The organism is Proteus vulgaris, assembly GCF_033708015.1.
Lineage (GTDB): Bacteria > Pseudomonadota > Gammaproteobacteria > Enterobacterales > Enterobacteriaceae > Proteus.
On sequence record NZ_CP137920.1, the window covers coordinates 211,708 to 227,482 of the forward strand.

Below are 15,775 nucleotides of genomic sequence, written 5' to 3' on the forward strand. Positions count from 1 at the left end.
CAATTTAAGCAATGGCTTTCATCCCATATAGTAAAGTCATGCAACACCTCACAGAGCGTGAGGATAATAACAGCAAACACATACACAACGATTTTGGAGTCTTCTATGACAAATTATTTTAATACATTGAATCTGCGTCAGCAGTTGTCGCAATTAGGTAAATGTCGCTTTATGTCACGTGAAGAATTTGCTGATGAAGCAAATTACCTGAAAGGCAAAAAAGTCGTTATCGTTGGTTGTGGCGCCCAAGGTCTGAATCAAGGTTTAAATATGCGTGATTCAGGCTTGAATATCGCGTATGCCTTACGTCAAGAAGCGATTGATGAGAAACGTGCATCATGGCGTCGTGCAACCGAAAACGGTTTTGAGGTTGGAACCTATGAAGCGTTGATCCCTCAAGCAGATTTAGTTGTTAACTTAACGCCAGATAAACAGCATTCTGCTGTTGTTCAAGCCGTTCAGCCGTTGATGAAATCAGGTGCAGCATTAGGTTACTCCCATGGCTTTAATATCGTTGAAGTAGGCGAAAAAATTCGTGATGACATCACTGTTGTGATGGTTGCACCAAAATGCCCAGGTACAGAAGTTCGTGAAGAATATAAGCGTGGTTTTGGTGTTCCCACTCTGATTGCTGTTCACCCTGAAAATGACGCAAAAGGTGAAGGTATGGCGATTGCCAAAGCATGGGCCGCAGCAACAGGGGGGCATCGTGCCGGTGTTTTAGAGTCTTCTTTCGTCGCTGAAGTTAAATCAGACTTAATGGGTGAGCAAACTATTCTGTGCGGTATGTTACAAGCTGGCTCTCTGTTATGTTACGACAAAATGGTTGCAGATGGTGTTGAACCTGGTTATGCAGGTAAGTTGCTCCAATTTGGTTGGGAAACGATTACAGAAGCACTCAAGCAAGGTGGGATCACCTTGATGATGGATAGATTATCTAACCCTGCGAAAATGCGCGCTTATGCATTATCAGAACAACTGAAAGAGATTATGGCCCCTCTGTTTGCGAAACACATGGATGATATCATTTCAGGTAAATTCTCTGAAACTATGATGGCTGATTGGGCAAATGATGATAAAAACTTGCTGACATGGCGTGAAGAAACGGGAGCAAGTGCATTTGAAAATTACCCTGAATATGAGGGTAAAATCAGTGAACAAGAGTATTTTGATCACGGTGTATTAATGGTTGCAATGGTTAAAGCCGGTGTTGAATTAGCCTTTGATACCATGATTGAAGCAGGCATTTTTGCAGAGTCAGCTTATTATGAATCACTGCATGAGTTGCCATTAATCGCGAATACCATCGCTCGTAAGCGTTTATATGAAATGAATGTGGTTATCTCTGATACTGCAGAATATGGTAACTATTTGTTCTCATTCGCTGTTGTTCCTATGCTGAAAGAGTTTATGACAACATTGCAACCTGGTGATTTAGCGAAGAAAGTTCAAGATAATGGTACCGATAATGCACAATTACGTGATATCAATGACGCTATTCGTCAGCATCCAATTGAAGCTGTAGGTAAAACCTTGCGTGGATATATGACGGATATGAAGAAAATTGCCGTCGCCAACTAACTTTCCGATTTTTCGTCGCTCTTTACGCGATAAGTGCGTTGGCTATGCTCGGTTATCCTAGTCACATACTAATTTTTCGTCGCTCTTTACGCGATAAGTGCGTTGGCTACACTCGGTTACCCAAGTCACATACTAATGTATGCTCCTTGGGATAACCTCCTTTGCCGCCTTCTTCTCACGTAAATAGCTTAGAAAAATAAGCAAAAAATGAAGGTTGTATTTTATTGAAAACCGTATTTCTTAATGAAGTACGGTTTTTTGTTTTTTATCGTTTCAGGAAAATTGAAAGAGAGAATGTATGCTATTGTAACTATCCTTTGTCGCCTTCTTCTCTCGCAAATAGTTTAGAAAAATAAGCAAAAAATGAAGGTTGTATTTTATTGAAAACTGTATTTCTTAATGAAGTACGGTTTTTTATCGTTTCAGGAAAATTGAAAGAGGGAGTGTATGCTATTGCAACTATCCTTTGTCGCCTTCTTCTCACGTAAATAGCTTAGAAAAATAAGCAAAAAATGAAGGTTGTATTTTATTGAAAACCGTATTTCTTAATGAAGTACGGTTTTTTGTTTTTTATCGTTTCAGGAAAATTGAAAGAGAGAATGTATGCTATTGTAACTATCCTTTGTCGCCTTCTTCTCTCGCAAATAGTTTAGAAAAATAAGCAAAAAATGAAGGTTGTATTTTATTGAAAACTGTATTTCTTAATGAAGTACGGTTTTTTATCGTTTCAGGAAAATTGAAAGAGGGAATACTCAAGACTTTGGTTGGTTTCTGCTACAATTATCCCCCGTCATGTTCTTGGTTAATTGAAGTTTGGAAAACGTATGCGATTAAATCCTGGTCAGCAAAAAGCAGTGGAATATGTGTCAGGCCCTTGTTTGGTCTTGGCAGGTGCAGGATCAGGTAAAACACGGGTTATTACCAATAAAATTGCACATCTTATTCGTCAATGCCAATACTCAGCAAAGCAGATCGCGGCAGTTACGTTTACCAATAAAGCTGCGCGTGAAATGAAAGAGCGTGTCGCTCAAACCTTAGGTCGCCAAGAAGCGAAGGGATTGATGATCTCAACGTTCCATACCTTGGGATTAGAAATTATTAAACGTGAATATAAAGCGCTAGGTATTAAAGCGAAATTTTCATTGTTTGATGATCAAGACCAATCGGCATTACTCAAAGAATTAACGGCTGATTTATTAGAAGAAGATAAAGATTTACTTTCTCAGTTAAAAAGCCAAATCTCTAACTGGAAAAATGATCTTCTCACGCCAGAGCAAGTCATAGGAATAGCGAGATCGCAGCAAGATCATACCTTTGCAGAATGTTTTCGACGTTACGAGCAACACCTGCGTAGTTGTAACGTGCTCGACTTTGATGACTTAATTAGCCGACCGACCATGTTATTACGTACGAATGAAGAAGTGAGAGAACGTTGGCAACGACGTATTCGTTATTTGCTGGTGGATGAATATCAGGATACTAATACAAGCCAATATGAATTGGTCAAATGGTTGGTCGGTGAAAGGGCTCGCTTTACGGTTGTTGGTGATGATGACCAATCAATTTATTCATGGCGTGGCGCTCGTCCTCAAAATCTAGTGTTATTACAAAAAGATTTTCCACAACTTAATGTGATTAAGCTGGAACAAAATTATCGCTCTTCTGGACGTATTCTAAAATCAGCGAATATCTTGATTGAAAATAATCCCCATGTTTTTGAAAAACGGTTATTTTCAGAATTAGGTTATGGTGATGAACTGCGGGTTTTAACGGCAAATAATGAAGAGCATGAAGCTGAACGTGTAGCTGGTGAATTAATTGCTCATCACTTTATTAATAAAACTAATTATAAGGATTATGCGATCCTTTATCGTGGTAACCATCAATCCCGTATTTTTGAAAAATACTTGATGCAAAATCGTATTCCTTATCGCATTTCAGGTGAAACTTCTTTTTTCTCACGAGAAGAGATAAAAGATATTTTGGCCTATTTGCGGGTCATTACTAATCCTGATGATGATGCGGCATTTTTACGTATTGTGAATAAACCGCGTCGTGAAATCGGGCCTATGACCATTCAAAAGTTAGGTGAGTGGGCAAAAATTAGAGATAAAAGCTTATACAATGCCTGTTTTGATTTGGGATTAAGTCAAACATTAACAGGTCGAGGATTGAATTCATTACAAGCATTCTCACAATGGATGTCGCGTATAGTACAGAAATCAGAACGAGAGCCACTATTAGCCGTACGTGACTTATTGCATGAAATGGATTATGAAAGTTGGTTATATGAAACCTCAAGTAGTGCGAAAGCCGCAGAAATGAGGATGAAAAATATTAATCAGCTATTTTTATGGATGAGTGAAATGCTTGAAGGTGATGAATTACATGAGCCTATGACGCTTTCTCAAGTCGTTAACCGTTTTACCTTGCGCGATATGATGGAGCGAGGAGAAACAGAAGAAGAGTTAGATCAAGTTCAGTTAATGACTTTGCATGCTTCTAAAGGTCTTGAATTTCCTCATGTGTTTCTCGTTGGAATGGAAGAAGGGATATTGCCACACCAAAGTAGTATTGATGAAGATAATGTAGATGAAGAAAGGCGTCTTGCTTATGTGGGAATTACGCGTGCACAAAAAACACTCACGTTTACATTATGTAAGGAAAGACGTCAATACGGTGAATTAATCAAACCTGAACCAAGCCGTTTTCTTTATGAATTACCTCAAGATGATTTGAATTGGGATACCAATAAAAAGAAAGCATTAAGTGCTGAGGAAAAACAAGAGAAAGGGCAAAAAGGTGTTGCAGGATTAAGAGCTATGTTAGCAAGGCATAAACCTGAATAGAATAAAAGTGGTAGATAAATAAACCCCTTGACATATTGATGTCCAAGGGGTTCTTATTTTTGTATAAGTAAAAAGGCTAACTTATACGAGAGCTATTTTGTTCTTCAATTATTAAAGACCAATGAACATAACTCTGAAGTTGGATCTCTTCTTGGAGATTTTCAGCGCGTAACGGGTGCTCATTAAGCCATTGATATGGCAATGTAATAATGAGTTTTTCATCTTCAGTGCGTAATCGCAATGCTGGGAGAGTATCATCACGGCGACGACTAGCAAAAATGATGGCTAACCGCAGTAAACGCACTAGTTGAGTAGCTTGAGTGATCGGTAAGGCGTTTTGATGATTAAGAGGCGCAAGATCGATGATCCCTGTTTGGTTTTTTAGCAAAGAAGCCAATAAACGTCGTTGTGCAGGTGTGTATCCTGGTAAATCAAGATGAGAGATCAGATAGCTCGCATGTGAAGGGGCTTGGCGGAAATCGACACTTAGGCCGATTTCATGTAATGCGCAGGCACTATTAAGCAACTCACGGCAACGATTATCTAACTGCCAATTCTTGCTGACTTGGATAAAAAAGTGTTCTGCAAGTTGTTGAACTCGGTGTGCTTGCTCAATATCAATCTGAAATCGACGCTGAATATTACGAAGAGTACGTTGGCGGATGTCCTGCTCAATAGGAAGATGTAACATTCCATAGACTAAGCCTTCTCGTAATGCACCGCCTGCTAAAATCATATTGTCGATATGTAATGTTTCAAATATAGCGATTAAGATGGCAAGCCCACTCGGAAACACTAAGGCCCGTTCAAAAGTCAGCCCTTCAATTTCCAATTCTTCCAGTTTTCCACATTCAATGGCTTTGTGCTTGAGCCGTTCAAGCTTAGGTAAGGTGATTAATTCATCCATACCTTGAGCTATCATGATTTCTTGCAACGCTTGTACAGTACCAGAGGCGCCCACACACACTTGCCAGCCTTGTTCAATTAATTTATCCGCCACGGGGGCGAGTATCGCTTTAGCTGCTTCTTGTGCTTTCGCAAAATTTTCTTGAGTTAAAGAGCGATCAGTAAAATAACGCTCTAACCAAGTGACACAGCCCATACTTAAGCTCATTAATTGTGTCGTTTTAGCGCCTGTACCAGTAACCAGTTCGGTGCTGCCTCCACCGATATCGACGACTAAACGTTGTTCTGCACCACCAGTGGTATGTGCAACGCCACGATAGATAAGGCGTGCTTCTTCCTCACCACTAATAACATGAACAGTATTGCCTAATATTTCAGACGCTTTTGCGACAAAAATATCTGCATTTTTAGCAATACGTAATGTGGCTGTTGCGACGACTCTGATTTGTTCAGCCGGAATATCACGTAGATATTCAGAAAAAAGTCGTAAACATTGCCAACCGCGTTCCATTGCCTGCTCTGACAATTCATTTTCACTGTTTAGGCCAGCTGCGAGTCGAACTTTACGTTTCACGCGGGAAAGGACTTGTATAGAGCCCGCGATTTCTCGAACGACTAACATATGAAAACTGTTAGAACCTAAATCAATAGCAGCATAAAGTGATGAGGATTTCAGCATAATTTATGGATGACTCGGGCGTTTATTTCGGTTGTTACGGTGAGTATTATTTCCTCTATTATTTCGCACTGACGCATTATTGCGACGAGGCTGACCTTGTCGAGGACGATGACGGCGTTTAGGCTCAGGAAGATCAGCTAATAACGCATCACTATTATATTTACTCACTGGGATAGCATGTTGAATATAAGTCTCAATTGCAGGTAAATTTAGCGCATATTCTTCACACGCAAGACTGATTGAGTTACCACTATTTCCAGCACGTCCCGTTCTACCAATACGGTGAACATAGTCTTCGCAATCATCAGGTAAATCATAGTTAAAAACATGAGTGACCGATGGAATATGGAGCCCCCTAGCGGCAACGTCAGTGGCGACCAGAATATCAATATTACCTTGGGTAAAATCTTCTAAAATGCGTAGACGTTTTTTCTGAGGAACATCACCTGTTAATAAACCAACACGGTGTCCATCTGCGGCAAGATGTGCCCAAATATCGTCACAACGATGTTTTGTATTGGCGAAAATAATACAGCGATCCGGCCATTCTTCTTCAATTAGTGTTTGAAGAAGACGCATTTTCTCTTCATTTGAAGGATAGAAGAGTTCTTCTTTTATGCTAAAACCTGTTTTTTGTTCAGGTTCAACTTCAACATACTCAGGGTTATTCATCTGCTCAAAAGCCAGCTCTCTTACGCGGTAAGAAAGTGTCGCAGAAAACAGCATATTCATACGCTCAGCAGCAACTGGCATCCGACGGAAAATCCAACGAATATCTTTGATAAAGCCAAGATCGTACATTCTGTCAGCTTCATCAAGCACCACAACCTGGATTGCGTTAAGGTTAATATGACCTTGCTTAACGTAGTCAATTAAACGACCTGTTGTGCCAATAACAATATCGACACCATTACTTAATACTTTGAGTTGTTCGTCATAGCCATCGCCACCATAGGCGAGACCCATTTTAATTCCTGTATGTTGCGCAAGCTCTTTAGCATCAGAATAAATCTGCACGGCTAATTCGCGTGTTGGTGCCATAATAAGAGCACGAGGTTGATTAGTTTCATGCCCTTCTTTAGCAGGGTGTGTTAAAAGATAATGGAACGTTGAGGTTAAAAACGCCAACGTTTTGCCTGTTCCTGTTTGGGCTTGCCCGGCAATGTCTTGACCTTTCACAGTGATAGGTAACGTCAATGCCTGAATTTGTGTACAATTAGAGAACCCTTTTTTCTCAAGGGCTTCTATCACTTTTGGATGCAAGGCGAAGTCGGAAAACTTCTTTTCTGTCAAATATGTTTTGCTCATAATGTAATAGAATATCAGTTATGGGTTGCATTACAAAAGTTTATCCGCTGAAATGCAGACAGACTTTTGTTATTTAATGTTACACTGGTACGGTCAATATTATTCTTTGGAGTAGAACAATGAGCGATAAAATCCTTCACTTATCTGACAGCAAATTCGATGCTGATGTATTAAATGCAACCGGCCCTGTGCTCGTTGATTTCTGGGCTGAATGGTGTGGCCCATGTAAAATGATTGCTCCTATTCTAGATGAAGTTGCAACAGAATACGCTGGTAAATTAACAGTTGCGAAGCTAAACATCGATCAAAACCCGCTGACAGCACCAAAATACGGTATTCGTGGTATTCCTACACTGATTTTATTCAAAAACGGTGCAGTTGCTGCGACTAAAGTGGGCGCATTGTCAAAAACTCAACTAAAAGAGTTTTTAGACGAAAATATCTAATTTGATTTAGATATCAAAAATAAAGTAGGACGTTTAGATCTTGTCAGTATTTCTGTTATTGACCGCTAGACGTCCGCTTCGAAGCATGATAAGTTAGCGCCACTTACTTACATAATATATCGGATCTACTCGTCAATATGATTAGACACGATTAAATAAGTCTGAGATATTGAATATCAAGCGTGCAAAGTAATAGAATTGAATAACATGATATGGTATTTAATCTATATGATATTTAATATAAGTAATCTGAATTCATCTAACCAGTCAAGTTGCCTTAGAATAATCTATAGTATTCAAGGGATATAAATTTTTCCAAAATATGTTCCTAACCCATAAGTTGAAAGTACACTCATGTATCACGAAAATGAATGTCACTTTTTTGGGATAAAGCTGACTGGTCTAATAGTATTAACACTCTCTAACATAATCATTTTAGTTATACCTTGTGTTAGAAAGTTATAATCTGTAATTTTACACATGACGAAACTGACAGCGATTCGCTGTTATACTATTCACGTTCATAGTTCGAGAGTTACCCCGAGTTATTAAGAACCCACCATTATGAATCTTACCGAATTAAAAAATACGCCGGTATCAGAACTGATAGCACTTGGCGAAAATATGGGGCTAGAGAACCTGGCTCGAATGAGAAAGCAAGACATTATTTTCTCTATCTTGAAGCAACACGCGAAAAGTGGAGAAGATATTTTCGGTGACGGTGTGCTGGAAATATTGCAGGATGGCTTCGGCTTCCTACGTTCCGCAGACAGTTCCTACCTTGCTGGTCCCGATGATATCTACGTTTCTCCTAGTCAAATTCGCCGTTTTAACCTTCGCACTGGTGACACTATCGCAGGAAAAATTCGTCCCCCTAAAGAAGGTGAACGTTATTTTGCCCTCCTAAAAGTTAATGAAGTTAACTTTGATAAACCAGAAAATGCCCGCAGTAAAATCCTCTTTGAAAACTTAACACCTTTACATGCTAATAACCGTTTACGCATGGAACGTGGTAACGGCTCAACAGAAGACTTAACCGCGCGTGTTCTTGACTTAGCGGCACCAATTGGTCGTGGTCAACGTGGTCTTATCGTTGCTCCACCAAAAGCAGGTAAAACCATGTTGCTGCAAAATATTGCAGCAAATATTGCTCATAACTACCCAGATTGTGTATTAATGGTACTTCTAATTGATGAACGTCCAGAAGAAGTGACAGAAATGCAACGCTTAGTAAAAGGGGAAGTTATCGCTTCAACCTTTGACGAGCCCGCTTCCCGCCATGTGCAAGTTGCAGAAATGGTGATTGAAAAAGCGAAACGCTTAGTTGAGCATAAAAAAGACGTTATCATCCTGTTAGACTCCATCACACGTTTAGCGCGTGCTTATAACACCGTTGTTCCTTCATCAGGAAAGGTGTTAACAGGTGGTGTGGATGCAAACGCATTACATCGTCCTAAACGTTTCTTCGGTGCGGCGCGTAATGTTGAAGAAGGTGGTAGCTTGACCATCATTGCAACAGCATTAGTCGATACGGGTTCTAAGATGGACGAAGTTATCTACGAAGAATTTAAGGGTACAGGTAATATGGAATTACACCTGTCTCGTAAAATTGCTGAAAAACGTGTTTTCCCTGCGATTGATTATAATCGTTCTGGTACACGTAAAGAAGAGTTACTGACGTCTCAAGATGAGCTACAAAAAATGTGGATCCTGCGTAAAATTATTCATCCAATGGGTGAAATTGACGCAATGGAATTCCTCATTAATAAGTTAGCAATGACTAAGACAAATGAAGAATTTTTCGATTTTATGAAACGATCATAAAGTGTATTAACAACGTGATTGAGCTGAGAATAGGATTAAAATATTAAAATAGTGTGCTCTGTTACAGAATAAGTAATATCACCTCAATTTATATGCTGTTAAGCTCGTTTACTTTGTAAGAATGACGATATGATGAAAACGCCACAATAGTTGTGGCGTTTTTTGTTTTTTATGGGTGTAATTCAATTTTAGATTGCAATATTTTAGCGAGATGTTGGTATATATATTGCATGATTTTGTAATTGATAAAAATAGCGATGGCATCAATGAAAATAGTTAAGGAAAATTTATAATTGATGAAGGGTGGTGAGTTTTGAATAAACTCGTCGTGGTGAAGCTGGAAAAAAGAATAAAAACACATGGAAGCGTAAAATAACCAGCTATATTTATTATAGAGAACAGTACTGTGGATATACTAAAAATGAGCACAAGCGTTTTTTATGTGTTCTTATTTTCTTTCGCATTTTTATTCTTGGCTCGTAAAATTGCAAAGAAAATCGGACTCGTGGATAAACCGAATTATCGTAAAAAACATCATGGATTGATCCCTCTCGTTGGGGGAATATCAGTCTATTTTGGTATTGTTTTCGCATTTTATATTTCAGATATCTATATTCCTCATAAGGAATTATATCTGGCATGTGCGGGGCTCCTTGTTTTTATCGGCGCATTAGATGATCGTTTTGATATTAGTGTCAAAATTAGAGCGACAATCCAAGCTTTTGTTGGGATTGTGATGATGGTCGGGGCGGGGCTAAAACTTGATACACTAGGGCATGCTTTTGGTCCTTGGGAAATGCATTTAGGGCCTTTTGGCTATATTGTTACACTTTTTGCTGTTTGGGCAGCAATCAATGCCTTTAACATGGTTGATGGTATTGATGGGCTATTAGGTGGCCTTTCTTGTGTTTCTTTTGGCGCACTTGGTATTTTATTATATCAAGGTGGTAATTCAGCGCTCGCATTCTGGTGCTTCTCATTTATTGCGGCAATTTTACCTTATATCCTTTTAAACTTGGGGGTTTGCGGTAAAAAATTCAAAGTCTTTATGGGGGATGCGGGAAGTACACTGATTGGATTTACCATTATTTGGTTATTGGTCGCGTCAACACAAACTCAGCCCCGCCCTGTTAAAGCAGTCACCGCATTATGGATAATTGCTATTCCTCTTATGGATATGGTCGCAATTATGTACCGTCGTTTACGCAAAGGAATGAGTCCTTTCTCTCCAGACCGTCAACATATCCATCATTTGATTATGCGTGCAGGTTTTACCTCCCGCCAAGCTTTCATACTAATTACACTGTCAGCCGCGTTATTAGCCGCGATTGGTATTATCGGTCAAAACCTATCATTTGTACCAGAATGGTTTATGTTGGCATTATTCTTGCTTGCATTTGTTATGTATGGTTATTGCATTAAACGCGCGTGGCGAGTCGCTCGTTTTATTAAACGACATAAGCGTCGCTTACGTAGAGCAACACAACAGCATTAATATAAGCAGAGGTTTTTTAACGTGATGAACTCGGAAAATAACGCCTCCCGACAGGGTAATCAGCCAGATAATGAACTCGATATTCGAGGTCTTTTTTGTGCACTTTGGTCAGGAAAAAGCTGGATTATAGGGTTCGCTCTGCTTTTTGCAGTGATTGCACTCGGTGCATCTTATTTGATGCAACCTAAATGGAGTGCAATCGCAATGACAGAGAAACCAACGATTAATAACTTAGGCAGTTATTATTCGCAATCTCAGTTCTTGCGCAATCTTGATACACAGATTAATCCAGCAGCACAAACCTCAGCTTTAACTATTTCAGATGAAGCTTATCAAGAGTTTATTACTCAAATCGCGGCGTTTGATACACGTCGTGAATTTTGGTTGCAAACGGATTATTTCAAACAACGCAAAGAGAGTGATGAACAGGCTAATGCTGCGTTATTGGATGAGTTAATTAACAATATTCAATTTACGCCCGCCGATGAGAAAAAATTAGTTAATGATCAACTGAAACTTATCGCAGAAACGTCAAAAGAAGCGAGTCAATTATTAAATGAGTATATTGCTTTTGCTAATAAGAGAGCATCGACCCATCTTAATGATGAAGTGATAACCGCTTGGGCAACTAGAACTCAATCAATGAAAGCGCTAGTTAAACGTCAAGAAATGGCGGCTCAATCTGCGTATCAACGCCAAATTAACTTATTAGAGCAGTCAATCAAAGTGGCTGAGAAACAAGGTATTTCTCAAAAACAAACCTCAATTGCGATTGATGAGTTACCCGATTCTAAACTGTTTCTGTTAGGTGTTCCTCTGTTGCAATCACAGCTAGAAACTTTAGTCGCAACAGGTGCTGATTTTGATAGTGATTACGATCAAAATACGGCAATGTTAGCGACCCTTGCTGTGGGTGCAAAATTACAAGATAACTTCCAAACTTACCGTTTTCTACGTACTCCTGAAGATCCTGTGAAACGTGATAGTCCTCGTCGTGCCTTTATGATGGTACTTTGGGGCGCTATTGGTGTTCTTGCGGGGGCAGGCGTTGCATTAGTAAGACGCAGTTCATTAAAAAAATAATAATAATTAAATGTTGTCATTGATAACAATAACGAGACATCAGGTGTTTCGGCACCTGATGTATTGAGAATAAGGGCATATCGCTTTCCCAAAAATAAGCGATATAACAATGAAAAAAAGAGAGCCACTGTGAAAGTGTTGACTGTTTTTGGCACACGCCCTGAAGCGATTAAAATGGCACCTTTAGTGCACGCTTTAGCAAATGATGATTCGTTTGAAGCGAAGGTATGTGTTACGGCCCAACATCGAGAAATGCTTGATCAGGTATTAAATCTTTTTGAGATCAAACCAGATTACGATCTCAATATTATGAAACCAGGACAAGATTTAACGGATATTACCTGTCGTATTTTAGAAGGGTTAAAACCGGTATTAGCGTCATTCCAACCTGATGTTGTTTTGGTACACGGTGATACAACAACGACCATGGCAGCAAGTTTAGCCGCATTTTATCAACGAATTCCGGTTGGCCATGTGGAAGCAGGGCTACGTACTGGTAATCTTTATTCCCCTTGGCCTGAAGAGGCTAACCGTACCATTGCAGGGCATCTTGCAATGTATCATTTCGCACCAACAGAAACGGCAAAATTAAATTTGGTACGAGAAGCGGTTGCGGATAAAAATATTTTTGTCACGGGAAATACGGTAATTGATGCGTTGTTTTGGGTAAGTGACAGAGTGATGGGCAATCAAACGCTCTTAAATGAGCTTGCTGTCAACTATCCATTTATTCAGCCTGACAAGAAAATGATTTTGGTAACAGGACATCGTCGGGAAAGCTTTGGTGGCGGTTTTGAACGTATCTGCCAAGCTTTAGCTGAAATTGCATTAGCACACCCAGATGTAGAAGTGGTCTATCCTGTTCACTTAAACCCTAATGTGAGTGAACCAGTTCAACGTATCCTTCATGGTATTGATAATATTAAGCTAATACAGCCACAAGATTATCTTCCATTCGTTTATTTAATGAACCACGCTTACCTTATTTTAACCGACTCTGGTGGCATTCAAGAAGAAGCCCCTTCATTAGGTAAGCCTGTTCTTGTAATGCGAGACACTACAGAGCGTCCAGAAGCTGTTGAAGCGGGCTCTGTTCGTTTAGTGGGAACAGATACTAAACGTATTGTGAGCGAAGTAACCTCTTTATTGACAGACGAAAACGCGTATCACCAAATGAGTAAGGCAACAAATCCTTATGGTGATGGTCATGCCTGCCAACGTATTCTTGAAGCATTGAAAAAAAATCAGGTGACATTATGAGTTTTGAAACTATTTCTGTTATCGGCCTCGGCTACATTGGTTTACCTACAGCGGCAGCTTTTGCCTCTCGTAAGAAAAGCGTCATCGGTGTTGATGTGAATCAGCATGCAGTTGATACGATTAATAAAGGTCAAATTCACATTGTTGAGCCAGATCTTGATAAAGTGGTTAAACAAGCCGTTGAAGAAGGTCATTTAAAAGCCTACACCACGCCACAGCCGGCAGATGCTTACCTTATTGCTGTGCCTACACCATTTAAAGGTGAGCATGAGCCTGATTTGGCTTATGTTGAAGCTGCTGCACGCTCTATCGCCCCTGTATTGAAAAAAGGTGATCTTATTATTCTTGAATCAACCTCACCCGTTGGCTCTACTGAAAAAATGGCAGAATGGTTAGCTGACGCTCGCCCAGACTTAACATTCCCTCATCAACAAGGTGAAGATGCTGATATCGATATTGCTTACTGCCCTGAGCGTGTATTACCAGGTCAGGTAATGATTGAACTTATCCGCAATGACCGTGTTGTGGGGGGCATGAACCGTAAATCATCAGAGCGTGCAAGCGAGTTATATAAGATTTTCCTTGAAGGTGAATGTGTTATCACTAATGCGCGTACTGCGGAAATGTGTAAGCTGACAGAAAATAGCTTCCGTGATGTTAATATTGCGTTTGCTAATGAATTATCACTGATCTGTGCTGACCAAGATATTAATGTGTGGGAGCTCATTAGCTTGGCGAATCGCCATCCTCGCGTCAATATTTTACAACCAGGCCCAGGCGTTGGTGGACACTGTATCGCTGTTGACCCTTGGTTTATCGTGTCACAAAACCCAAAACAATCTCGTTTAATACACACGGCACGTTTGGTTAATGATGGCAAACCGGTATGGGTTATCGATCAAGTTAAAGCTGCTGTTGCAGATTGTCTTACTGAGACGGGCAAACGTGCAAGTGAAATCAAGATCGCCTGCTTTGGTTTAGCTTTTAAGCCTAATATTGATGACTTACGTGAAAGCCCTGCGATGAATATCACTAAACAAATAGCGGATTGGCACAGTGGTATGACATTAGCCGTTGAGCCCAATATTCATGAGCTACCAACAAAACTGAAAGGGATCACAGAGTTAGTATCAACAGAACAAGCGCTGAAAGACGCTGATATTGTTTTAATGCTAGTTGACCACCAACAATTTAAAGCGATCCCAGGTAGCAAAGTCACCCAAAAATGGATTGTAGATACTAAAGGAGTATGGCGTTGAAACGCATTCTAGTGACAGGTGGAGCTGGTTTTATCGGCTCTGCTGTTGTTCGACATATTATTGAAAACACCAATGACAGCGTTATTGTGGTGGATAAACTGACTTATGCCGGTAATTTAGAGTCATTAGCAACAGTAGCTAACAGCGAACGCTATGCCTTTGAGCAAGTCGATATCTGTGATAGAGCAGAGCTTGATCGCTTATTTGCTCAATATCAGCCAGATGTTGTTATGCACTTAGCGGCAGAAAGCCATGTAGACCGTTCTATCGATGGTCCAGCTGCGTTTATTGAAACCAATATTGTGGGTACTTACACCTTATTGGAAGCGGCTCGCCACTTTTGGCAAGTCTTGCCTGAAGGGAAGAAAGCCGCATTTCGTTTCCACCACATCTCAACAGATGAAGTGTATGGCGATTTAGAAGGTACTGATGATTTCTTCACAGAAACCACGCCTTATGCGCCAAGTAGTCCATATTCTGCTTCTAAAGCGTCAAGCGACCATTTAGTTCGCGCTTGGTTACGTACTTATGGTTTACCTACGGTGATCACGAATTGCTCGAATAACTATGGTCCTTACCATTTCCCTGAAAAATTAATTCCATTAATTATTTTAAATGCAATTTCAGGAAAACCATTACCTGTTTATGGTAAAGGTGAACAAATCCGTGATTGGCTCTATGTTGAAGATCATGCTCGTGCCCTCTATTTAGTCGCAACAACAGCAACACCGGGTAAAACTTACAATATTGGTGGACACAATGAGCGTCGCAATATTGATGTTGTTAAAACGATTTGTGCGCTATTAGAAGAGCTATATCCAGCAAAACCGGAAGGTGTTACTCAATATACTGATCTCATCACTTATGTGAAAGACAGACCCGGTCATGACTTACGCTATGCGATTGATGCAGCGAAAATTGAAGCAGAATTAGGCTGGAAACCAGAAGAGACATTTGAGTCTGGCATTCGTAAAACAGTTTTGTGGTATTTAAATAACGAAACTTGGTGGAAACGTGTGTTAGATGGATCTTATGCCGGTGAACGTTTAGGGCTTGGGAACTGATTAAGTAAAAAAGGATAAATG

General features: G+C 39.9%; 11 protein-coding genes. 9 read left to right on the forward strand and 2 right to left on the reverse strand.

Annotated features, from left to right (window positions below; translation table 11 throughout):
• Nucleotides 1–105: 105 nt before the first annotated feature.
• Both ilvC and rep read left to right on the forward strand, forming a co-directional pair.
• A complete protein-coding gene (ilvC, locus tag SB028_RS01165; protein ID WP_069369923.1) occupies nucleotides 106–1,581 on the forward strand; it encodes a ketol-acid reductoisomerase in 1,476 nt (491 codons plus the stop codon).
• A gap of 824 nt (nucleotides 1,582–2,405) precedes the next feature.
• Nucleotides 2,406–4,430 (forward strand): DNA helicase Rep, encoded by a 2,025-nt coding sequence (gene rep, locus SB028_RS01170; protein ID WP_069369922.1) that lies wholly within the window; start codon nucleotides 2,406–2,408, stop codon nucleotides 4,428–4,430.
• Between the two features lie 76 nt (nucleotides 4,431–4,506).
• On the opposite strand, the gene gppA is transcribed toward rep, so the two are convergent.
• Together gppA and rhlB are read right to left on the reverse strand one after the other, a co-directional pair.
• Entirely contained in the window at nucleotides 4,507–6,015 is a 1,509-nt protein-coding gene (gene gppA / locus SB028_RS01175; RefSeq protein ID WP_069369921.1) for a guanosine-5'-triphosphate,3'-diphosphate diphosphatase, read from the reverse strand.
• Nucleotides 6,016–6,018: 3 nt separating this feature from the next.
• Nucleotides 6,019–7,323 (reverse strand): ATP-dependent RNA helicase RhlB, encoded by a 1,305-nt coding sequence (gene rhlB, locus SB028_RS01180; protein ID WP_069369920.1) that lies wholly within the window; start codon nucleotides 7,321–7,323, stop codon nucleotides 6,019–6,021.
• A 119-nt stretch (nucleotides 7,324–7,442) separates the two neighbouring features.
• Between rhlB and trxA the strand changes: the two genes are divergently transcribed.
• From trxA to rffG, 7 genes are all read left to right on the forward strand, one after another.
• Nucleotides 7,443–7,769 carry a thioredoxin TrxA gene (gene trxA / locus SB028_RS01185; RefSeq protein ID WP_006535838.1) on the forward strand — a complete coding sequence of 109 codons (327 nt, stop codon included), beginning with the start codon at nucleotides 7,443–7,445 and terminating at the stop codon, nucleotides 7,767–7,769.
• Between the two features lie 564 nt (nucleotides 7,770–8,333).
• Nucleotides 8,334–9,593 carry a transcription termination factor Rho gene (gene rho / locus SB028_RS01190; RefSeq protein ID WP_023583649.1) on the forward strand — a complete coding sequence of 420 codons (1,260 nt, stop codon included), beginning with the start codon at nucleotides 8,334–8,336 and terminating at the stop codon, nucleotides 9,591–9,593.
• A 406-nt stretch (nucleotides 9,594–9,999) separates the two neighbouring features.
• Nucleotides 10,000–11,088: a UDP-N-acetylglucosamine--undecaprenyl-phosphate N-acetylglucosaminephosphotransferase gene (gene wecA, locus SB028_RS01195; protein WP_036914738.1), complete on the forward strand. Its 1,089-nt coding sequence runs from the start codon at nucleotides 10,000–10,002 to the stop codon at nucleotides 11,086–11,088.
• Between the two features lie 24 nt (nucleotides 11,089–11,112).
• Nucleotides 11,113–12,171 carry an ECA polysaccharide chain length modulation protein gene (gene wzzE / locus SB028_RS01200; RefSeq protein ID WP_248620516.1) on the forward strand — a complete coding sequence of 353 codons (1,059 nt, stop codon included), beginning with the start codon at nucleotides 11,113–11,115 and terminating at the stop codon, nucleotides 12,169–12,171.
• A 129-nt stretch (nucleotides 12,172–12,300) separates the two neighbouring features.
• Nucleotides 12,301–13,431 carry a non-hydrolyzing UDP-N-acetylglucosamine 2-epimerase gene (gene wecB / locus SB028_RS01205; protein ID WP_069369918.1) on the forward strand — a complete coding sequence of 377 codons (1,131 nt, stop codon included), beginning with the start codon at nucleotides 12,301–12,303 and terminating at the stop codon, nucleotides 13,429–13,431.
• Entirely contained in the window at nucleotides 13,428–14,690 is a 1,263-nt protein-coding gene (gene wecC, locus SB028_RS01210; protein WP_069369917.1) for a UDP-N-acetyl-D-mannosamine dehydrogenase, read from the forward strand. Before wecB ends, wecC begins: the two co-directional genes overlap by 4 nt.
• Complete coding sequence (gene rffG, locus SB028_RS01215) at nucleotides 14,687–15,754, forward strand: dTDP-glucose 4,6-dehydratase (protein ID WP_069369935.1); 1,068 nt, start codon at nucleotides 14,687–14,689, stop codon at nucleotides 15,752–15,754. Before wecC ends, rffG begins: the two co-directional genes overlap by 4 nt.
• Nucleotides 15,755–15,775: the final 21 nt, after the last annotated feature.

What these genes read in the sequence shown, in the direction of transcription:
- ilvC (WP_069369923.1), top strand. Translation starts at nt 106, where the DNA reads ATGACAAATTATTTTAATACATTGAATCTGCGTCAGCAGTTGTCGCAA.
- rep (WP_069369922.1), top strand. Translation starts at nt 2,406, where the DNA reads ATGCGATTAAATCCTGGTCAGCAAAAAGCAGTGGAATATGTGTCAGGC.
- gppA (WP_069369921.1), bottom strand. Translation starts at nt 6,015, where the DNA reads ATGCTGAAATCCTCATCACTTTATGCTGCTATTGATTTAGGTTCTAAC.
- rhlB (WP_069369920.1), bottom strand. Translation starts at nt 7,323, where the DNA reads ATGAGCAAAACATATTTGACAGAAAAGAAGTTTTCCGACTTCGCCTTG.
- trxA (WP_006535838.1), top strand. Translation starts at nt 7,443, where the DNA reads ATGAGCGATAAAATCCTTCACTTATCTGACAGCAAATTCGATGCTGAT.
- rho (WP_023583649.1), top strand. Translation starts at nt 8,334, where the DNA reads ATGAATCTTACCGAATTAAAAAATACGCCGGTATCAGAACTGATAGCA.
- wzzE (WP_248620516.1), top strand. Translation starts at nt 11,113, where the DNA reads ATGAACTCGGAAAATAACGCCTCCCGACAGGGTAATCAGCCAGATAAT.
- wecC (WP_069369917.1), top strand. Translation starts at nt 13,428, where the DNA reads ATGAGTTTTGAAACTATTTCTGTTATCGGCCTCGGCTACATTGGTTTA.